Consider the following 20,088-nt stretch of genomic DNA (forward strand, 5'->3'; position numbering starts at 1 on the left):
CGATGAGCGATCCGTTGGACAAGGCCACCGCCAAGGCGCCTCCGACATTGGGCGAAGGTTGCGTGCGGCGCTACGATCCCGAAGCCCTCAGCGAGGAGGATGGCACCGATTTCGCCGAGGCGGCCGAGCTCTGGCGACAGTTGCAGGAGCAGCGGGACAATTCTGGCGCGTGATGCAATACGAAGGGCGTCCTGCAGACGCCCTTTCTTCATGCGGCTGACTGCCTAGATACGGAAGCTGTCGACCAGGTGCTTGAGGCGTACGGCCTGTTGTTCCAGGTCGTCGCAGGCGCGCAATGTCGCTTGCAGGTTTTCCACGCCTTCCTGATTCAGGGTATTGATCTCGATGATGTCCATGTTCAGTGATTCGATCACCGAGGTTTGTTCTTCGGTCGCAGTCGCTACCGACTGGTTCATGCCGTCGATCTCGCCGATACGGGCCGTCACAGTCTCCAGGCGCTCACCAGCCTGATTGGCAATTTGCACGCTGTCTTCACTGTGGCGCTGGCTTTCGGTCATGGTGGTGACCGATTCGCGTGAACCGACCTGCAGTTCCTCGATCATCTTCTCGATTTCCTGTGCCGACTCCTGGGTGCGGTGCGCCAGGTTGCGCACCTCGTCGGCGACCACGGCGAAACCGCGTCCCGCCTCGCCGGCACGGGCTGCTTCAATGGCGGCGTTGAGTGCGAGCAGGTTGGTCTGCTGGGAGATGCTTTTGATCACTTCGAGAATCTGACCAATATCCACGGTCTTGCTGTTGAGCATCTCGATCTTGGCGCAGGCGTCGCTGATCTTGTCGGAGAGTTCGCTCATCGAGCGGATCGCCTGCTGCACCACCTTGCCGCCGTCCTCGGCCTGATGCCGTGCATCCGAGGCCCGGCTTGAGGCGTCAGCGGCGTTGCGGGCGATTTCCTGCGCCGCGGCGCCGAGTTGGTTGATTGCCGCAGCCACGCTGTTGGTGCGGCTGGACTGTTCGTCGGAGTTGGCCATCGATGAGTTGGAGGCATTGACCACCAGTTTCGCGACTTCGTTGACCTGGACGGTCGCCGAAGACACCTCGCGGATGGAGCTGTGGATACGTTCGACGAACTGGTTGAAAGAGCGCGCCAGCGCGCCAAATTCATCGTTGGACTGGATCGTCAGGCGCTTGGTCAGGTCTCCTTCACCCTGGGCAATGTCCTCCATGGCCTTGCCCATGGCGGTCAGCGGCTGCATCAGCACGCGGATCAGCAAGCCGAGCAGGGCAATGATTAGTACCACGGCAATCACCGTGGCGACGATGGCTGAGGCGCGGAACTCGCTGAGCATCGCGTAGGCTTTGGCCTTGTCGATGGACAGGCCTACGTGCCAGTTGACCGAGGGCAGCCCCTGAACCGGGGTGAAGGTAAGGATACGGGTGTCACCGTTCAGTGTGGATTCGCTGAATGCCTTGCTGATGCTCGGGGTGTCCTGTGGATAGATCTCCTTGAGGTTCTTCATGACCAGGTCTTTGTCCGGGTGCACCAGAACCTTACCGTCGGCACTGACCAGGAAGGCATGGCCGATGCCGTCGAAATCCAGGGCATTGATGATATCGACCAGGGTTTGCAGGCTCAGATCGCCGCCGACCACGCCAGCGGGCCTGGCCGGGGTGGCAACGGTGATGATCAGCTCGCTGGTTGCCGCATCCATGTAAGGTTCGGTCAGGGTCGTGTTGCCGGCAGCCATGGCGTCTTTGTACCAGGGGCGGCTGCGTGGGTCGTAGTCGGCGGGCATCTGCTCATCCGGGCGCATGGTGAAGCCGCCGCTCTCGGTGCCCAGGTAGGTAAAGGCGAAGGAGGAGGTCAGCGCCTTCTGTTCCAGCAGTTTGATCACGCGCTCCTGCTCGCTGTCATTGCTGATCGACTGGGCGGCGCTTTCCACCAGCAGGATGCGCCCGGACAACCAGTTTTGAATATTGCTGGCCGTTACATTGCCCATTTCATGCAGGTAGTTCTCCAGGTCTTCGCGGATGGCATTGCGTTGCAGGTAATCGTTGTAGAGAGTGAACAGGGAAAAGGCGACGATGACCACAAGGGATGCGGCGAGCAAAATCTTGTGGCTGAACTGCAGGTTTTTGTTCATGTTGTGTTGTATCCGGATGGCTCTGGAACCAGTCTTGTGTTCCACCATGGCGTTCTTGGGGCACTGTGGTGGGCTGTTGCAGCAGGCAGGGTGACGTTTCGTTCTATTTGTATGTCGGCATACCTGCAGTAAAGCTTTAACCCAGAGGATGGCAAGATGCCTTTGATTTCGCAGTTTGTATTGGGTGCTGGCAGTGATGGGCAGGCGGTGGCGCAACCGTTGCGCCTGGCCAATCGTCACGGGCTGATCGCGGGCGCAACCGGTACCGGTAAAACGGTGACCCTGCAGCGCCTGATCGAGACTTTCAGCGATGCCGGTGTGGCGGTATTCGCGGCCGATGTCAAAGGTGACCTGTGTGGCCTCGGCGCCGCCGGTGCGCCGCAGGGCAAGGTCGCCGAGCGTATTGCCAGCATGCCCTGGCTGAATCACCAGCCACAGGCCTACCCGGTGACGTTGTGGGATGTGCATGGACTGAGCGGCCACCCTTTGCGCACCACGCTCAGCGAGATGGGCCCCCTGTTGCTTGGTGCGCTGCTGGAGTTGACCGACAGTCAGCAGGCTGCACTCTATGCTGCCTTCAAGGTGGCGGATCGCGAAGGATTGCTGCTGCTCGACCTGACGGACCTGAAAGCGCTGCTTGGCCATCTCAAGGACAACCCGCAGGTGCTCGGGGAAGACGCTGCGTTGTTTACCAGCACCTCGGCGCAGGCATTGTTACGCCGTTTGGCCGGTCTGGAGCAGCAGGGTGCCGAAGCCCTGTTCGGTGAGCCGGCGTTGCAGCTCGAAGACCTGTTGCACCCGGATCGTGATGGCCGAGGCCGCGTGCATCTGCTCGATGCCTCGCGCCTGGTGCATGAGGCGCCCAAGGTCTACGCAACCTTTCTGTTATGGCTGCTGGCCGAGTTGTTTGAGCAGTTGCCGGAGCGTGGCGATGCCGACAAGCCGCTGCTGGCGCTGTTCTTCGATGAGGCGCATCTGCTCTTTCAGGGTACGCCCAAGGCGCTGCAGGAACGTCTGGAGCAGGTGGTGCGGCTGATTCGCTCCAAAGGGGTCGGCGTGTATTTCGTCACCCAGTCGCCGGGTGATTTACCTGATGATGTGCTGGCCCAGCTCGGCCTGCGCATTCAGCATGGTCTGCGCGCCTTCACGGCCAAGGAGCAGAAGGCTCTGCGCGCCGTGGCTGATGGCTTTCGCCCGAACCCGGCGTTCAACACGCTCAGCGTACTCACCGAGTTGGGTATCGGCGAAGCGCTGGTTGGCACGCTGGAGGAAAAGGGCACGCCGGCCATGGTCCAGCGTGTGGCCATCGCGCCGCCGCAGTCGCGTATCGGCCCGCTGAGCGATGCCGAACGTGCCGCGCTGGTGCGCCAGTCATCGCTGGCGGGGCGCTATGACAAGCCTGTCGACCGCGAGTCGGCCTACGAGCTGCTCAACGCTCGTGCCGAACAGGCTCGTGATGCCGCGCCAGCCAAGGCAGCAGGAAAACAGCGGGTAGAGCCAGGGTTGGGCGATATGGCCAGCGATCTACTGGGCAGCGCCATGAAAAGTGCCTTGCGTCAGGCGGCCAACCAGCTAGGCCGGCAACTGGTGCGCGGACTGATGGGGTCGTTGATGGGGGGCAAGAAGCGCTAGAAACGGTCGTCACCCTGCGAAGGCGAGCATCCAGTGCTGTGTGGTCACGTTCGCGGGTGTGATGCGAAATGTCGTTATCAGCGCGCCCACTGTGGCCGGGCAGATGAACCCGGCACGGCAGGCTGTTACTGGCCGGCAGCTTCGCCAGCGGCTTCCTGCTTGTCCTGGCGTTCTTTCTCGATCTTCTCGATTTCCTTCTCAAAGGCCTGATCGAGCAGGCTGGGTTTCTTGCGCCAGGGTTTACGGTCAGGATCCGGTTGAGCGGCGTAGGTAATGACTTCTCCGCCGTAAACATTCTTGTAACGCTGCGCCTGGCGCTCGAGTTCGGCGCGCAGTTCGTCTTTCGTCACGTGTTTTACCTATCTGTTATGAGCGATCCACACGACACGTGAAGCACCAGGCTTCACTGCAGCGGTCAGGAATCGATCAGGGGCTTTGCTTTGAGTGGCAAGGAGATGATCGTGCAAAGCGTGCGCAATCTTCTCCGTGTTCTTCGCTACTTGACTATTTGTAACTTTATTACGAGAAAAGTTGCATGCAGTAACTGTCGCGTATTATCACTAACGCCTTGCCAATGTCCAGCAATCAGCCTCTTAGCGCCTGGTAATGCAAGCGCAAGTGCAGTTGGCAACTTTGTCTGTGAGCCAGTAACTGCAAGCCCGGGCGCGTTGGCAGGTGATGCGCATTGACCGGATGAGTGGCGGGCTCGAAGCAGAAGAAGTTCTGCGCCTGCGGACAGAACAACAGAAATACATCGCTGCCTTCGGCCTCGCAGACCAGTTGATAATCGGCATCCGCTTGAATGATGCGCGCCATGCCCGGCCATTGGGTAAAGGCATTGTCGACGAGTTGCTGCGGCAGCAGGGTCGGCTCTTCGAAGTTTCATGCCGGCGGCAACTCGACCCACTGACTGGACAGTTTGTCTTCAGCGCATAACCACACCCCGGCAGCTAGCGCCTGCTCGTCGCTGTGTCGCAGCAGCGCTCGGCCATCGCTCAGGCGAGTCCAGTTGACCAGGCTGGCGCCCAGTTCCGGGGCGAGGGTCAGTCGTGTCAGGCTATCGCGCAGGGTCAGCAGGGTCGTTGGCATGTGGCGCTCCTGGGGCTATAAATGTCGGGAATTCATAGCGTCATCGTACAACCGCTGGGCTATCATGGCGGCAAAGCCACGCGTCTAAATTCGAGAATTCGTCCACCATGGATACGCAAAACGCTCAACCTCGTGCTCGTCGCAAACACCGCAGCCTGGCTCAGGAATTGGTGGCCGAGCTGTCGCAGCGCATTCGTGATGGGCTGATCAAGCGCGGTGAGAAGCTGCCGACCGAATCGGCGATCATGGAGGAACAGGGTGTCAGCCGTACGGTGGTACGCGAGGCCTTGTCGCGTTTGCAGGCTGCTGGCCTGGTGGAAACGCGTCACGGCATTGGCACCTTCGTGCTGGACACGCCCAGTGCCAGTGGTTTTCGCATCGACCCGGCGACCATCGTCACCCTGCGCGACGTGCTGGCCATTCTCGAGCTGCGTATCAGCCTCGAGGTCGAGTCTGCGGGCATGGCGGCGGCGCGTCGTACCGATGCACAGCTGAAGGCCATCCGTGAGGCACTGGATGCCATCAACGAAAGTGCCGCGCATGCCAGTGATGCAGTGTCCTCGGACTTCCAGTTTCACCTGCGCATTGCCGAGGCCACCGGTAACCGTTATTTCACCGATATCCTCAGCCATCTGGGCACCAGCATCATCCCGCGGACCCGGGTCAATTCCGCCAGCCTGGCGCGTGAGCACGAGCAGATCTTCGAAGCCATCGCGCGCCAGGATGCCGAGGCGGCGCGGGCTGCGATGCGTCTGCACCTGACCAACAGCCGCGAGCGCCTGCGTCAGGCGCACGAAGCGGCCGAGGCCGAAGCGCTGCACGGCTGAGCAGCCGCTAGCGGCGGTAAGCCAGCAAGACAATCCCGCCCACCACGATCAGCCCGCCGAGCACCTGCAGCGGGCCGAGCAACTGGCCGAGCACCAGCCAACCCAGCAGCATGCCGGCTACTGGTTCCATGTTCATCACCGGCGCGTTGCGGGCAATGTCCAGGCGCGGCATCAGGATGAACAGCATCGAGAACGCCGTGCCATAGAGCAGTACCAGGCAGGCCAGGGCGATCCAGCCGGCCGCCGCGTTGGGCAGACCCAGGCCGCCGGGCAGTGCACCGCTGGCACCGGCCAGGGCCGAGGCACTGAAGACCACCGCCATGGTCAGCATGCTGCGCACCCGTCCGGGCATGGCTGACAGTCGATGTTCGGTAATCCACAGCGCAACGGCGAAGACCCCCGCAGCAGTCAGGCTGAACAGTACCCCTTCGACCCAGCGCGCGTCGAGCTGAGCCTCGCCGGACAGGCGCGCCGGCACATCCAGCACCAGCACCAGACCGAACAGGATCAGGCCCATGATCATCGCGGCGCGGCCGGTTGGCGCCGCGCCACCGAGTGCCCAGGTGAGCAGAGCCAGCAGAATCGGCGAGAGGTTCACCACCAGCAATGCCAGGCCTACCGGGATGCGTACCACTGCCGAGTAGATGCAAAAGCTTTGCACCGCGATCAGCAGCCCCAGCAGCAACTGCCAGCCCCATGTGGTGCGGCTCAGGCGCAGCGAGTCACGTTGCCACAGCACCAGCGCCGCGAGTACCAGCAGGGTGCCCCCGGAGCGGAAGAGCATGGCCATCAGCAGACCGGTGTCGTGGTCGAAGGCGATGCGCGCGGCGATGTGGTTGCCAGCGAAGGAGCAGGCCAGGGTGGCGAGGATCAGCGCGGCGATATGCCGGGGGAACGGGGTTGCTGACATGGCAGGGCGTACGTCCTTATAAAGCGAGAGCCGTCAGGCAGCGGCTCGGGGTGAATGAAGCGGCCCTGCACGTGGGGCGGTGAATCAGAAGGTGCGATCTCGCGAGCTAGAGCCCTACAAGGCAAAAACAGGCGAGGAAGCGGAGTGTACTTTTGTACATGAGCATTCCAAGCCTGTTTTTACGCAGCAGGGCCGACACGCAGCAGATCGTAAATCAGAGCACGACGCTCGGCAGCCACAGCGAGATGGCTGGAATGTAGGTCACGGCCATCAGCACCATGAACAGCGCGGCGTAGAAGGGCAGCAGTGCCTTCACGGTGTTCTCGATGGTGACCTTGCCGATTGCAGCGCCAACGAAGAGTACCGCACCTACCGGTGGCGTGATCAGTCCAATACCGAGGTTGACCAGCATGATCATGCCGAAGTGTACCGGGTCTACACCGAAGGAGGTCACCACCGGCAACAGGATCGGCGTGAGGATCAGGATCAGCGGCGCCATGTCCATCAGCGTGCCCAGGGCCAGCAGCATGAAGTTGACGCACATCAGGATCACGTAGCGGTTGTCCGAGAAGGTCAGGAACGCGGTGGTGATCTTCGATGGGATCTGCATCAGGGTCATGATGTAGCCGAACGCGGCAGCGAAGGCGATGAGGATCATCACGATCGACAGCGTGCGCACCGTGCGGTGCAGCATCTTCGGCAGTTCACTCCACTTGTAGTCGCGGTAGATGAACATGGTCACGAAGAAGGCCCAGATCACCGCGACGGCAGCCGACTCGGTGGCAGTGAACACTGCCTGAGAGAATGCCGCCGAGGATGATGACCATGGTCATCAGGCCCCACAGTGCTTCCACGCAGATCTTCAGCGCCTGGCGCAGCGGAATCACTTCGCCCTTGGGGTAGTTGCGCTTCTTGGCGAACCACAGGCAGGCGCTGCAGGGCCATGTGAGAGCTCCCGTGGCAGCGCAGATCCTGCCTGCACCGGCGACCTTGGCGGTCGGCCGCGAAGGTCTTGCGCGTCTGCTGCAGGAAGATGTGGCCGGCGAAGTGGTGGTCTGCAGTTCCGATACGGTGGCGCAAGGCGTGTTGGCCGAGGCGCTCAGCCGTGGCCTGCGCATTCCACAAGATCTTGCCGTGATGGGGTTCGGCGACCTGTCCAGCGCCGCCCATACCCATCCGCCGCTTTCCACCGTGCGAGTGGACGGGCCGCGTATCGGCTGTGCCATCGCCGATGCGCTGCTGGCGCGTATTGCCGAGCCGGCCGCTGCGCGTCAGCCGCTGCGCCTGGACGTGGGGTTCGAGCTGATCGAACGCGGCAGCGCCTGATCAGGCCAGGCGCAGGTGGTTGTCCCACAAGCCGGCCGGTAGCTGCAGGGCGTTGGTGACGATGCGCTCGCCGCGGCAATCGTACAGGCGACAACGGCCCTGACCCGAGGTCACGACGAAACCGTCGGCAACCGCGCCAACGCCTGCGCAGTCCGGCAGCGGCACGTCCAGGCGCACCTGTGCACTGTCCAGATCCCAGATGAAGAAGCGGTTGCCGCGCGGTGCGGTCATCGCCAGCAGGCGCAGCTCGTCATGGATCGCCACGCTGGCGGTGTACTGGTTCATCGCCGCACGCTGCGGCTCGCCCAGGGCGAACGGCTGGAAGGGCTGACCGGGGCGTTTGATCGCCAGTAGCGGCACTTGATCGTGCAGGTCGCCCATGTACTGCTGGCCGCTGACCACCGTGCCGTCGCGCGCGACAGCCAGGTGGCGGATGCTGTTCTGCTGGTCGGCCAGATACTCCAGGCTGACCAGGCTGCCGTCGCGCTGCATCAGCACCAGGCTGGCCTGCATGGCATCGAGATTCATGTCGACGCGACTTTCCGCTTCGGTGCGGATGCCGCCGTTGGCCACCACCAGGGTTTCGCCATCGGGCATCCACAGCAGTTGGTGCGGGCCTACGCCGTGGCTGCTGTGTTCAGCCGCGCGCAGCAACTGCTCACCCTGCAGGCGATAGGTGCCAATCACACCACGGCCTGGCTCGGTGGTGTCGTTCTCGGTGGCGTACAGCCACTCGCCGCCCTTGTGGAATACCGCGTGGCCGTTGAAATGACGCCCGGCCGGCGAGGTCAGCGTTTGCAGCAGGCGACCGTCGCGGGTGTCGATCAGGTAGCTCTCGGTGCTGGGGCGGCGACCGACGAACAGGGCCATGGGCAGGCTGGGGTGCGGCACCACGTCATGGCAGCGTTCGCTCACCGGAGTGGCGAAGGCGCGCTGACCATCGAGGCGATAGCCGACCGCGTAGTGGTTGCCGTCGCCATCGTCACGGGCTGACAGCAGCAACGGTTGTCCTGATGGGCCGAACAGCGTCCAGCCGCCAAAGGCACCCGCGGCCGCCAGGCTGGCGGCGGCTGCACTGAGGCCGAGGAAGGCTCTGCGTTGCATGCTCAGTCTCCGTCGTGGGCGTTGAAGCCGATCTGCACGCCGAGCGCTTTGGCCAGCTCGCTTTCCTGCAGGCGGTGCAGGCGATTGAGGCTGTCGTACAGCTCGTTCAGGGCGGTGCGACCGGCTTCGTCGGCGAGCAGTTCGACCAGTGGGCTGTCGAGTGCAGCCAGGCGCTGACGGGTGTCCTGGTAAGCGGCGTCGATGCGTTTGGCCAGGTCGACCTGATCCTCGCCCAGTAGCGATTGAATGCCATCACGGTTGCTGCCGTGCCACAGCAGTTCGGCATTGGCCAGCGCCGCACCCTGGTTGGCCAGGCTGGCGGCACTGCGCCAGGCTTCGGCCTGGTAAGGCTGGGCGATGCCCTTGCTCTGGCGGCCCATCGGCGCGCCGAGTTTCTTCTTCAGGCCATCCAGGGCGCTGACCTGTACGCGCAACAGTTCGGCGATCGCTTCGTTGGCGTCGGCGTAGCGCTCGTTGGGGAATGTCTTAAGCTGTTCGGCCATGCCAGATTTGGCCTGCCATTCGCCGACGATCTGCGCCGCCAGTGCCTGCTGGTGTTTGCCGATGGCTTGCAGCAGTGGGCAATAGCGCGCTTTCTGTTCGGCCTGGGCGAGGTCCAGATTGGGGTCGAAAAGAATGTATTCGTAGGCGGTCAGGCCCTGAACCACCACGCTGGCATTGGACAGGTCATCCGCGCTCAGCTGCGGCTTGTTCTTCAGCAGGGCTTCGACCTGGCGCTGCACCAGGTTCTTCTTGTCCGGCCAGAACTGAATCTGCCAGGCGCGGTTGCCTTCGGCCAGCGGCCCGACCAGCAACGGCTGCAAGCCGGCCCAGGCACTCTGGGCGCCGAGAAAGGCCTGGCGAGCAGTGCTCAGATCGACGTTACCGGCGCAGAAGGCTTCGGCATTCACGGCCAACTGGCGATCGGCTTCCTGCCAGCTGCTGTAGGCCGGCAGCAGCACGCCATCGGTCAGCGCTGCGCTGACCTTGGCTTTCGGGTCCTGCTGGCCGCAGCCGACCAGGGCCAGGCCGAGCAGAGAGGCGATCAGGGTTTTGTGCAACATCGCAGGCTCCTTAAAGAGAATTCAGGAAGGCGAGCAGCGCTGCTCGCTCATCGCTATCGAAACGCAGCACCTGCTGCTTGGCCGCTTCGGCCTCGCCACCGTGCCAGAGAATGGCTTCCAGCAGGTTACGGGCACGGCCGTCATGCAGGAACTGAGTATGGCCATTGACCGTTTGCGTCAAACCAATGCCCCACAGCGGCGCCGTGCGCCATTCGCGACCGCTGGCGAGAAACTCCTCGCGGCCATCGGCCAACCCGTCGCCCATGTCATGCAGCAGCAGGTCCGTATACGGCCGGATCAATTGGCTGGCCAGTTCCGGCTCCGCCGCATCGGCCGATGTGGTGAAACTGGGGGTGTGGCACTTCTGGCAACCGGCCTGGTGGAACAGGCTCTTGCCCTTGAGCACGTCAGGCGAGTCGACGTCACGCCGTGCCGGCACGCCCAGGTTACGGCTGTAGAACAGCACGCTGGCGAGGATGTTGTCGCTGACTTCCGGTTCGCCGCCATGGGGCGCGGCCAGGCAATCGGTTTGCGCCGTGGTGCAGTTGTCGTGAGGGATCAGCGAGCTGGTCAGGCCCATGTCATTGGCGAAGGCTTCGGCATTTTGCTGATTGAGGTTGGGTTGGCCAGCCTTCCAGCCGAAGCGGCCGAGCACGCTGCGCTGCTGGGCGCGATCCCAGACCATATTGGGACGACCGGAAATACCATCGCCATCGGCGTCATCCGGATCGGCGCCGGCCAGGATGTCTTCTTCGGCGATGGCTTCGAGCAGGCCGAGGCCGATCATCGGCGGGGCGATGCGTGCCGAGAACCGGGTATTGGGGTGCATGTCGCCGTAACCGAGCTGGCTGATGACCAACTGCGGCTTGCGCAGCTCCACCTGCGTGCCGTCGGCGAAACGTACCGGCACGCTGCTGTAGGTCACGCGGATCTTGCCTTCGGGGGTGACGCCGGGGTTGGCCATGTCCTGCATTTGGGTGCCGTAGGTAGGCTCGGCGACCACGCCCTGGTGGATCAGCATCTCGGCATGCTCCGGGCCGGCCGGTATCGACAGACGCACCAGCATCGAAGTGGCGCTGACCGCATCTGGCCCCGGTGGATGGCCGCGACCGTCCTTGATATGGCAGTTCTGGCAGGCATTGGTATTGAACAGCGGGCCCAGGCCATCGCGCGCTGTGGTGGTGGCTGGCGCCGTGACCCAGGGATTGCGGAAGAAGCTGTTGCCCACGGCGAAATCTAGGCGACGGCTGGGTGCGAGGTTCGCCGAAGGCAGGGAGAAGGCGTTTTGATCGAACTTGCGTACCGTCGCCGCACCGGCAGAAAGGGCCTCGCCGGGTTCTGCTGCGGTGAAGTGCGGTTGCTGTTCGCAAGCGATCAAAGACAGTGCCAGAAAGGGCAGCAGGCAGCGCTGGAGCGGCGACATCGAGGAACAATCCGAACTGGCAGGGAAGCGGGGCGCCAAGATTAGCAGGCTAACGGAATTTAAATAAGATGGATTAGCGTTATCTAGACGCGGCCAGAGGTCGCGGGGCGGTTGTGTACGAGACAGCTGCCGGCCCTGTAACTGGCGGAATCGAGGATATGCCTCTCGCCTGCTGCCGCTGCCGTGACGACGCTGGCCGGCAGGCACTTGACGTATTGGCTGTAGTGCCGCCGCGATGCGTCTTCGGCTTCTTATGGAGTAGCGCTACGGTTTACCGACGTTCCTGGGCGCCCAGTTCGAGGGAAATAGCGTCCGCACATTGCTGCAGACTTTCTCTGTAGCGTTCACGCGCCACGGGGCTATCCATCACCGCTTCCGGGCCGGACAGGTTGATCGCCGCCACCACGTCGCCACGGTGGTCACGCACGGCGCAGGCGATGGCGGTGGAGTAGTCGGAGCGGTGCATCACCCAGCCGCGCTCGCGGTCGCGTTCGAGCAGTTGTTGCAGCTCGGGCAGGGTCTTCGGTGCGGGCGGCGGGTAGTCGTCCAGGCGTACGTGCTGGTAGAGCTTGTCCAGGTCCATGGGCGTCAGGCCGCTGAGCAGCATGCGGCCCATGGCCGTGCAGTGGCAGGGAATGCGCGTGCCGATGGGGATGTTCACCGACAGGCGCTGGGCGGCGAAGGCGCGGCCGATGTAGAGACTCTCGGTCTGCTCGCGAATGGACAGGTGGCACGACAGCGAGGTGCGGTCGCGCAGGGCATTGAGGTGCGGCATGGCGATGTCCACCAGGTCGCGGCTGGCCAGGTAGGCGAAGCCGTCGCAGAGCACCTGCGGGCCCAGTTCGTAGCTGTTCTTGCCGAGCTTGCGCAGGTAGCCCATGTCAGTGAGCGTGATCAGGATGCGGTAGATGGCCGAGACACTGACGCCGAGGCGCTCGGCGATGGTGTTGCTGCTCAGGCTGCGCTCGCTGGCGTTGAACATCTGCAGGATGCTCAGGCCGCGTTGCAGGGCGGGGACGCGGTAGTCAAGTTCGTCTTCGTGGATGCCCATGGCTGTCCTCCAGATTTGGTGGTGCGCAGGGCGCACCCTACGTTTGGCGCCATGGCCGTAGGGTGCGCTATGCGCACCATGGGGCTCAGGGCAGTGCGTCGATCCCCACGGGCTGTCCACCGAATTCCTGCATGGCGTCCAGCAGCGCGCGCCAGAAGTAATGCACCGAGGCGCGGTCGCAGAGGATGTGCAGGCACGGCACTTCGCCCAGCGGCAGGTTGGCGACGATGACGTTGATCCGCGCTGCCGAGGTCTGCGCCACCTGGCCGACGGCGAAGGCCGACGGGCTGAGGTCGACGCCGCAGAGCTTGGCCATCACCTCGGCCTGGCAGGTGCCGGTCAGCACCAGCCAGGCGTGGCTGTCCTGGCGTGGCAGCAGGTACTGGCCGGCGCTGGCCTGCCACTGGCTTTCCTCGCGCTGCGCTTTGCTGCCGGCATCGTGCAGGCTGCCGAGCAGCAGGTACTCGGTCTGCGACAGGCGCAGCACATGGCTGCCATCGGCCTGGCTCAGCGCCTGGTTGGGCGCCTGCGGCAACTGGTAGCCCAGTGCGCCGAGATAATCAGCAGCGGCCGGTCCGCGCAGGCCGTAGCGCGCCAGGCTGGTCAGGTCGATGAGCGCGCAGTGGCCCAGTAGGGCGCTTTCGTCGCCCTGGCCGTAGGTGGTGACGATGCAGCTCTCGCCGAACTGAGCGAGAGTGGCGCCGGCCTGCAGGCGGTAGAGCGGGCTGCGTGCTGCGAATTGATTGGCGTGGAGGGTCATCTCACAGCTCCTGGCGTTGGCTTTCAGGGTCATAGAAGGGCAGTAGCACCACGGTGGCCTGCACCATCTCGCCGCCTTCGACGCGGATCGGCAGGCGCTGGCCCGGCGTGGCCTGGTCAGGCGCGCAGTAGGCCAGGCCGATGATCTGGCCGAGGGTCTGCGAGTATTCGCAGGAGGTGACGTTGCCGCTGATGTCCGGGCCTTTGAGCACCAGATGGCCTTCCAGCGGCTGGCTGCTGCCTTTGGGCAGGGTGAAGCCGACCAGCTTGCGGATCGGCGGCTGCGCCTCGAGGATTTCCACCGAGCGCTTGCCGACGAAGAACGGCTTGCTGCGGGCGATGGCCCAGCCCATGTCGATCTCGGCTGGGCTGGTCATGCCGTCGGTGTCCTGGCTGATGATCACGTGGCCCTTTTCCAGGCGCAGCAGGCGCTGCGTTTCGACGCCGAAGGGGGGAATGTCGAACTCCCGACCGGCTTCCATCAGTGCATCCCACAGGGCTTCGCCGTAGCGCGCCGGGACGTGGATCTCGTAGCCCAGTTCACCGACGAAACCGACCCGCAGCAAGCGTGCCGGAATACCCGCGACCGTGCCCAGGCGCACCGCCAGGTAGGGGAAGCCTTCGGCCGACAGGTCGACATCGCCGCACAGCTTGGCCAGCACCTTGCGCGAGTCCGGCCCGGCCAGGTTGACCGCGGCCAGCGCGGCGGTGACGTTGGTGATGTCGACGTTCAGGCGCCACTGCGCGTTCCACTTGAGCATCTGTTGGTAGACGCGGTCGACGCCGCTGGTGGTGGCGCTGACGTAGAAGTGCTCGTCGGCAAAGCGCGCGCAGACGCCATCGTCGATCACCACGCCGTGCTCGTTGGTCATCAGCGCATAGCGCGAACGGCCGACCGGCTGCTTGGCGAAGGCGAAGGTGTAGAGGCGGTTGAGCAGCTCGGCGGCGTCCGGGCCGCGCACGTCGAGGCCGCCCAGGGTGGAGACGTCGATCAGGCCGACCTTCTCGCGCACCTGGCGCGCTTCGGCCTGCATGCAGGCTTCGCGTTCTTCCGGCTTGCCATAGTAGGCCGGGCGCTGCCAGATGCCGGCGGGCATCATCTTCGCCCCCAGCTCCAGGTGCCGTGCGTGCATGGCGGTTTGCCGATACGGATCGAAGCCACAGCCGGCGACTTGCGCCAGAGTTTCCGGGCAGAACGGCGGACGCGCGGTGGTCACCCCGGTTTCGCTGACGCTGCGGCCGGTGGCCTGGGCTACCAGGCGCGCGGTGGGCAGCGCCGAGTGGCGGCCCTGCGAGGGGCCCATGCCGACGGTGGAGAAGCGCTTGACCAGTTGCACGTCGCGGTAGCCGTGGCGGGTGGCGTTGACGATGTCACGCACCTGCAGGTCTTCGTCGAAGTCGACGAAATCCTTGCCCTTGGGATGGGGGAAGATCGGCCAGGGGAAGTTGACCCGAGGCTCGGCTGGTAGCTCGCCAAGTGACTGACTGGCTTCCAGCCCGAGAGCAGCGAGCGCGCGCAGGGCACCGTTGGTGGCATCGATAAGCAACGCGTCGAGGGCGTTGCGGCCGTTGACCGAGCCGACCACCTGCAACCCGCTCGGTAGGCCGGACAGGCTGAAGCAGGCACTGGCGTCATCGTAGGCCAGCTTGCCGCCGGCCTGGCACGGCAACTGGTACACCGGCATGTAGCCGGCGGACATGCACAGCAGGTCGCAGTCGATGCGCAGGCCGCTGCCCGCCACCTTGCCCTGGCCGCTGATACGGCGCACGTCCACGGCGTTCAGGTGCTTGTCGCCCAGCGCTTCGTAGACCGTGCTGCCGGCATGGCAGGCGACGCCACGGGTTTGCAGGGCGGTGGCCAGATTGGCGTCATCGGCGCGTTCGCGCATGTCCACCAGGGCGGTGACCTCGACACCGGCATCGAGCAGGTCGAGGGTGGCCAGGTAGCCATCGTCGTTGCCGGTCAGCACCACGGCGCGCTGGCCCGGCTTGACCGCGTAGAGCTTGATCAGGCGCTGCGCGGCGCTGGTCAGCAGCACGCCGGGCAGGTCGTTGTTGCGAAACACCACCGGCTGGTCGAAGGCGCCAGCCGCGACGATGCACTGGCGGGCACGCACCTTGTACATCCGCTTGCCCTGGATCACCGGCAGGTAGTGGTCGGTGAACCAGGCGTTGCAGGTGGCTTCCTTGAGGATGCGGATATTGGCGTGGCCTTCGACGGCGGCCAGCAGTTCGGCGCGCAGTTCGGCGGCACGTTTGCCTTCGACGTCGAAACGCGCCCAGGCCAGCGCGCCGCCGAGGTAGTTCTGCTGTTCGATCAGCAGCACCTTGGCTCCGGCGTTGGCAGCGCTCAGCGCCGCGCACAGGCCGGCTGGGCCGGCACCGATCACTGCCAGATCGGTGAACAGAAAGGCCTTGTCGTGGTACTGCGGCTGCAGCTTGAGGTTGAGTACGCCGAGGCCGGCCTTCTTGCGGATCAGCGGTTCCCAGACCTTCCACATGCCCTTGGGCTTGTAGAACGAGCGGTAGTAGAAGCCCACCGGCATGAACCTGGAGAAGTGCCCGAGCAGGGCGTCGCGATCCTTGTCCAGGCTGCCGTTGTAGTTCTGCGCGGTGACGTCGAGGCCAGCGGCCAGCGGCTGCATATCGGCCAGCACGTTGGGTTCGTCCGGCAGTTGCACCAGGGTGTTGGCGTCCTGCCCGGCCATCGACAGCGGGCCGCGCGGGCGGTGGTACTTGAACGAGCGCGACAGCAGCCAGCGCTGGTTGGCCAGCAGGGCGCTGGCGATGCTGTCGCCGGCCAGGCCCTGGTAGGTGGTGCCCTCGAAGTCGAAACTGACCGGGCGGTTGCGGTCGATCAGCAGGCCCAGCGGGGCCGGCAGGCGGAGATCGGCACTCATGCACTTACCTCCTGAGGTTTGCTGGCAGGCGCGGCGAAATCGACGCGGCGGTCGAACAGTTCCTTCGGGTCGAAGGTGCGCAGAATTTCATCGCTGACGGTGTGGCGTTCGGCCAGGAACCAGTAGCTGGAGGCGTTGTGCATCCACCATTCGGTGACGACGCCTGCGATGTTCTCGCTGTTGAACACGTAGTCGGCCCATTCGGCGTCCGAGCAGGTGTTCGGGTCGGGCATGCGCTTGAGTTCGCCGCCGTAGGTGAATTCGTTGATGTTGCGAGGCCCGTTGAGTGGGCAGGGCATGATCTTCATGGTGATCCCCAGTCATTCAGCTTGCGTAGCGGGTGGCGTCGGAACGTCCCCCGAGCTTCGATCTGCTCCCTCTCCCATGCTCTTTGCTCAAGGGCAGGGAGAGGGCTGGGGAGAGGGTGCTTTTGATCAATGCAGCCCTCTCCCCCAACCCCTCTCCCGCAAGCGGGAGAGGGGAGTTCGTTCAGTGGCTCGCCGCCGTGGCGCCCATCTCGTTGACCTGGCGGAAGGTCGAGAAGCGCTCGAGGGCGAAGGGTTTGATCAGCGCCGGGGTCTTGCCGGTGGCGACCAGCTCGGCCATGGTCCAGCCGCAGATCGGCGTGGCCTTGAAGCCCCAGGTGCCCCAGCCGGCGTCGAGGTAGTAGTTGTCCAGCGGCGAGTGACCCATGATCGGGCTGTAGTCCGGGGTCATGTCGGTGCTGCCGGCCCACTGGCGCATCAGCTTGGCGCCGGCCATGAAGGGGAACATCTCGATGGCGTGGGCCAGCAGGCTTTCCTTCAGGTCGAGGGTGGAACGCGTGTTGTACAGCGGATAAGGGTCGGAGCCGCCGCCGAAAACGATCTCGCCACGGCTGGTCTGCTGCACGTAGCAGTGCAGCGCCGAGGAACTCACCAGCGGATCGAGGAAGGGCTTAAACGGCTGGGTGACCATGGCCTGCAGCGGGTAGGTGTGGATCGGCGCCTTGATGTTCAGCTTGTTCATCAGCAGCGAGCTGGCGCCGGCCACTGCCTGCACCACACAGCCACAGCGTACGGTGCCACGGTTGGTCTGCACCGCCGTGACCTTGCCGTGCTCGACGATGAAATCCTGCACCTCGGTAAGCTGGTGGATTTCCACGCCGCGCTTGGCTGCCTGCTTGGCGTAGCCCCAGGCCACGGCGTCGTGGCGGGCGGTGGCACCGTCGATATGCCAGAGCCCGGCAAGCACCGGCAGGTGGCCGGGGTCGAGGTTGAGGCAGGGCACCAGTTCACGGATCTGCTGGCGGTCGATCATCTCGGTGCGTCCACCGAAGTGCTTGTTCACCTCGGCGCGCTGGCGGAAGGCGCGCACGGTGGCGTCGGTGTGCGCCAGGGTGAGCTGGCCACGCTCGGAATACATGATGTTGAAGTCGAACTCGTTGGACAGCTCCTTGAACATCCGCACCGACTCGGCATAGAAGCGCACGCCTTCGCTGGTGAGGTAGTTGGAGCGGATCACCGCCGTGTTGCGCGCGGTGTTGCCACCGCCGAGGTAGGACTTCTCCAGCACCGCGACGTTGCTCACGCCGTGGTACTTGGCCAGGTAATAAGCGGTGGCCAGGCCATGGCCGCCGCCGCCGATGATGACCACGTCGTACGCCGGCTTGAGTTCCTTCGGCGCAGGCAGGTCGACCTCCACCGGGTAGTCCGAGGACAGGCCGTACTTGAGCAGGGCAAGGGGCATTGCGGTTACTCCTGGGCCGACAGGCCGTGTTGCTGGCGGGCGGCGAGCAAGGTGTTGTGCATCAGCATGGCGATGGTCATGGGGCCGACGCCGCCGGGCACCGGGGTGATGGCCGAGGCCACCGGCAGCACGGCGTCGAAGTCCACATCGCCGACCAGGCGCGAGCGACCGTTTTCCTCGATGCGGTTGATGCCGACGTCGATCACCACCGCGCCGGGTTTGATCCAGTCGGCGCCGATCATCCTTGGTCGGCCGACGGCGGCGACCACGATGTCGGCCTGGCCGCAGAGCTTCTCCGGCTTGACGCTGCGCGAATGCAGCACGGTGACGCTGCAGTTGGCGGCCAGCAGCAGCGCCGCCATCGGCTTGCCGACGATGTTCGAGCGGCCCACCACCACGGCATGCTTGCCGGACAGGTCGCCGAGGGTGTCGCGCAGCAGGCGCATGCAGCCGGCCGGGGTGCAGGGCGTGAGCACCGGGCGGCCCTGGCTGAGGCCGCCGACGTTCTCGCTGTGGAAGCCGTCGACGTCCTTGGCCGGGTCGATGGCCTGCAGCACGCGGGTTTCATCGATGTGCGCCGGCAGCGGCAACTGCACCAGGATACCGTTGACCGAGGCGTCGGCATTGAGCCCGGCCACCACCTCCAGCACGGCCTCGGCGCTGGCGTCGGCGCCCAGGCGATATTCCAGCGAGCGGATGCCCACCTCGTTCGCGCGCAGCACCTTGTTGCGCACGTAGACCTGGCTGGCCGGGTCATCGCCGACCAGCACCACGGCCAGCGCCGGCTCGATGCCCCGGGCCTTGAGCACCGCCACGTCAGCGCCGACTTCGGCGAGCACGCGCGCGGCGGCGGCCTTGCCGTCGATCAGTTGCGCGCTCATCGGAAGATCACCGTCTTGTCGTGGTTGAGGAACACACGGTGCTCGAGGTGGTACTTGACTGCCTTGGACAGGGCCACCGTCTCGGTGTCGCGACCCACCGCCACCAGGGCCTCGGGGGTGTAGTTGTGATCCACGCGCTGCACTTCCTGCTCGATGATCGGGCCTTCGTCGAGATCCGAAGTGACGTAGTGGGCGGTGGCGCCGATCAGCTTCACGCCACGGTCGTAGGCCTGGTGATAGGGCTTGGCGCCCTTGAAGCCGGGCAGGAAGGAGTGGTGGATGTTGATGGCGCGGCCCGAGAGCTGCTTGCACAGATCGTCGGAGAGGATCTGCATGTAACGCGCCAGCACCACCAGCTCGGTCTTGGTCTCGTCGACGATCTTCAACAGTTCGGCTTCCTGCTGGGCCTTGGTGTCCTTGGTCACCGGCAGGTAGATGAAACGGATGCCCTCGCGCTCGGCCATCGGCCGCAGGTCGAGGTGGTTGGAGACGATGGCGGTGATCTTCATCTGCAGCTCGCCTTTCTGGTGGCGATAGAGCAGGTCGGCCAGGCAGTGGTCGTACTTGCTGACCATCAGCAGCACGCGCATCGGCTCGGTGGCGTCGTACAGCTCCCAGGCCATCTCGAAGCGCTCGGCGACATCGACGAAGCCGTCCTGGATCTGCTGGATGTCACCCTCGAATCCGCTGTTGAAACGGAATACCGCGCGCATGAAGAAGGCACCGCTGACCTCGTCGTCGAACTGCGCCATTTCGCTGATGTAGCAACCATGGTCGGCGAGGAAGGACGTTACGGCGGCGACGATGCCGGATGTGGCCGGGCAACTGATCTTGATCACGTATGGGTGCTTGGCGTGCTGCATGGCGAATCCTCTGCTGGGGGCGGCGGCAGGAAAATCTTCATGAGTAAAAGTGTTGTTCGTCTATGAATAAAAATTACTGTGACGAATCTATTTTTCTTGTTGGTGATTTTTATAAGTGAATGAAGCAGGTATGTCTATGCCTGTTGAGAACTTTTTTATCCTGAGGGGAAACAAGCGGGCTAGCGACATCGACGCAGGCGGTGCGATGTGCAGGCAAGCCAATGAGGGTGAGGGTTTACACCCCGTAGCCCAATGAGATGGACTCCTCCCTCCTACGGCGTCATTGCGCCAGACTGTAGGTTACGAAACAAACAATCCCGGAGGGGGAGCCCGCATGAAACTTAAACGCATAGGCGTGGATTTGGCAAAGCAGGTTTTTCAAGTTCATGGTGTCGACAGCCATGAGCAGGTCAAATGCCGCAAGCAACT

17 protein-coding genes and 3 pseudogenes are annotated in these 20,088 nt (G+C 64.1%); 5 read left to right on the plus strand and 15 right to left on the minus strand.

Annotated features, from left to right (window positions below):
- Positions 1 to 2 precede the first annotated feature (2 nt).
- Positions 3 to 173, plus strand: coding sequence for a hypothetical protein (locus DBO86_RS26055; RefSeq protein WP_003462503.1), 171 nt, complete (start codon positions 3 to 5; stop codon positions 171 to 173).
- A gap of 51 nt (positions 174 to 224) precedes the next feature.
- Here DBO86_RS26055 and DBO86_RS14255 read toward each other — a convergent pair whose 3' ends face one another.
- Positions 225 to 2,102: a methyl-accepting chemotaxis protein gene (locus tag DBO86_RS14255; RefSeq protein WP_108234002.1), complete on the minus strand. Its 1,878-nt coding sequence runs from the start codon at positions 2,100 to 2,102 to the stop codon at positions 225 to 227.
- A gap of 156 nt (positions 2,103 to 2,258) precedes the next feature.
- On the opposite strand from DBO86_RS14255, the gene DBO86_RS14260 reads away from it, so the two are divergent.
- Positions 2,259 to 3,734 carry a helicase HerA-like domain-containing protein gene (locus DBO86_RS14260; protein ID WP_108234003.1) on the plus strand — a complete coding sequence of 492 codons (1,476 nt, stop codon included), beginning with the start codon at positions 2,259 to 2,261 and terminating at the stop codon, positions 3,732 to 3,734.
- Positions 3,735 to 3,859: 125 nt separating this feature from the next.
- On the opposite strand, the gene DBO86_RS14265 is transcribed toward DBO86_RS14260, so the two are convergent.
- Together DBO86_RS14265 and DBO86_RS14270 are read right to left on the minus strand one after the other, a co-directional pair.
- The gene (locus DBO86_RS14265; RefSeq protein ID WP_074856217.1) at positions 3,860 to 4,084 is read right to left on the minus strand and encodes a hypothetical protein; all 225 of its coding nucleotides are present in this window, start codon (positions 4,082 to 4,084) and stop codon (positions 3,860 to 3,862) included.
- A 235-nt stretch (positions 4,085 to 4,319) separates the two neighbouring features.
- Positions 4,320 to 4,823: pseudogene (locus DBO86_RS14270) on the minus strand (aldose epimerase family protein).
- Between the two features lie 107 nt (positions 4,824 to 4,930).
- Between DBO86_RS14270 and DBO86_RS14275 the strand changes: the two are divergent.
- The gene (locus DBO86_RS14275) at positions 4,931 to 5,650 is read left to right on the plus strand and encodes a FadR/GntR family transcriptional regulator (protein WP_108234004.1); all 720 of its coding nucleotides are present in this window, start codon (positions 4,931 to 4,933) and stop codon (positions 5,648 to 5,650) included.
- Positions 5,651 to 5,657: 7 nt separating this feature from the next.
- Here DBO86_RS14275 and DBO86_RS14280 read toward each other — a convergent pair whose 3' ends face one another.
- The gene (locus DBO86_RS14280) at positions 5,658 to 6,560 is read right to left on the minus strand and encodes an EamA family transporter (protein WP_003462488.1); all 903 of its coding nucleotides are present in this window, start codon (positions 6,558 to 6,560) and stop codon (positions 5,658 to 5,660) included.
- A 214-nt stretch (positions 6,561 to 6,774) separates the two neighbouring features.
- Positions 6,775 to 7,489: pseudogene (locus tag DBO86_RS14285) on the minus strand (TRAP transporter large permease); the annotation flags it as partial.
- A gap of 4 nt (positions 7,490 to 7,493) precedes the next feature.
- On the opposite strand from DBO86_RS14285, the pseudogene DBO86_RS14290 reads away from it, so the two are divergent.
- Positions 7,494 to 7,886 (plus strand): annotated as a pseudogene (locus DBO86_RS14290) (substrate-binding domain-containing protein); the annotation flags it as partial.
- Here the strand turns inward: DBO86_RS14290 and DBO86_RS14295 are convergent.
- From DBO86_RS14295 to purU, 10 genes are all read right to left on the minus strand, one after another.
- Positions 7,887 to 8,990, minus strand: coding sequence for a DUF1513 domain-containing protein (locus tag DBO86_RS14295; protein ID WP_108234005.1), 1,104 nt, complete (start codon positions 8,988 to 8,990; stop codon positions 7,887 to 7,889). It lies immediately after the preceding pseudogene.
- Positions 8,991 to 8,992: 2 nt separating this feature from the next.
- Positions 8,993 to 10,054: an imelysin family protein gene (locus tag DBO86_RS14300; protein ID WP_084340561.1), complete on the minus strand. Its 1,062-nt coding sequence runs from the start codon at positions 10,052 to 10,054 to the stop codon at positions 8,993 to 8,995.
- Positions 10,055 to 10,064: 10 nt separating this feature from the next.
- Positions 10,065 to 11,477 carry a di-heme oxidoreductase family protein gene (locus DBO86_RS14305; protein ID WP_108234006.1) on the minus strand — a complete coding sequence of 471 codons (1,413 nt, stop codon included), beginning with the start codon at positions 11,475 to 11,477 and terminating at the stop codon, positions 10,065 to 10,067.
- A gap of 271 nt (positions 11,478 to 11,748) precedes the next feature.
- Positions 11,749 to 12,528: an IclR family transcriptional regulator gene (locus DBO86_RS14310; RefSeq protein ID WP_108234007.1), complete on the minus strand. Its 780-nt coding sequence runs from the start codon at positions 12,526 to 12,528 to the stop codon at positions 11,749 to 11,751.
- Positions 12,529 to 12,613: 85 nt separating this feature from the next.
- Positions 12,614 to 13,288: a sarcosine oxidase subunit gamma gene (locus tag DBO86_RS14315; protein ID WP_108234008.1), complete on the minus strand. Its 675-nt coding sequence runs from the start codon at positions 13,286 to 13,288 to the stop codon at positions 12,614 to 12,616.
- A 1-nt stretch (position 13,289) separates the two neighbouring features.
- A complete protein-coding gene (locus tag DBO86_RS14320; protein ID WP_108234009.1) occupies positions 13,290 to 16,187 on the minus strand; it encodes a 2Fe-2S iron-sulfur cluster-binding protein in 2,898 nt (965 codons plus the stop codon).
- Positions 16,184 to 16,495 carry a sarcosine oxidase subunit delta gene (locus tag DBO86_RS14325; protein ID WP_108234010.1) on the minus strand — a complete coding sequence of 104 codons (312 nt, stop codon included), beginning with the start codon at positions 16,493 to 16,495 and terminating at the stop codon, positions 16,184 to 16,186. The genes DBO86_RS14320 and DBO86_RS14325 overlap by 4 nt, the downstream gene beginning before the upstream one ends.
- A 181-nt stretch (positions 16,496 to 16,676) precedes the next feature.
- On the minus strand, positions 16,677 to 17,915 hold the full coding sequence (locus DBO86_RS14330; RefSeq protein WP_108234011.1) for an FAD-dependent oxidoreductase: 1,239 nt from the start codon (positions 17,913 to 17,915) through the stop codon (positions 16,677 to 16,679).
- Positions 17,916 to 17,920: 5 nt separating this feature from the next.
- Complete coding sequence (folD, locus tag DBO86_RS14335) at positions 17,921 to 18,796, minus strand: bifunctional methylenetetrahydrofolate dehydrogenase/methenyltetrahydrofolate cyclohydrolase FolD (RefSeq protein WP_108234012.1); 876 nt, start codon at positions 18,794 to 18,796, stop codon at positions 17,921 to 17,923.
- Positions 18,793 to 19,659 (minus strand): formyltetrahydrofolate deformylase, encoded by an 867-nt coding sequence (purU, locus tag DBO86_RS14340; protein WP_096825830.1) that lies wholly within the window; start codon positions 19,657 to 19,659, stop codon positions 18,793 to 18,795. Before purU ends, folD begins: the two co-directional genes overlap by 4 nt.
- A gap of 334 nt (positions 19,660 to 19,993) precedes the next feature.
- Between purU and DBO86_RS26730 the strand changes: the two genes are divergently transcribed.
- Positions 19,994 to 20,088, plus strand: a 95-nt coding sequence (locus tag DBO86_RS26730) for a hypothetical protein (protein ID WP_244185501.1), incomplete at its 3' end; no start/stop codon positions are given.

This window comes from Ectopseudomonas oleovorans (genome assembly GCF_003052605.1).
Lineage (GTDB): Bacteria > Pseudomonadota > Gammaproteobacteria > Pseudomonadales > Pseudomonadaceae > Aquipseudomonas > Aquipseudomonas oleovorans_A.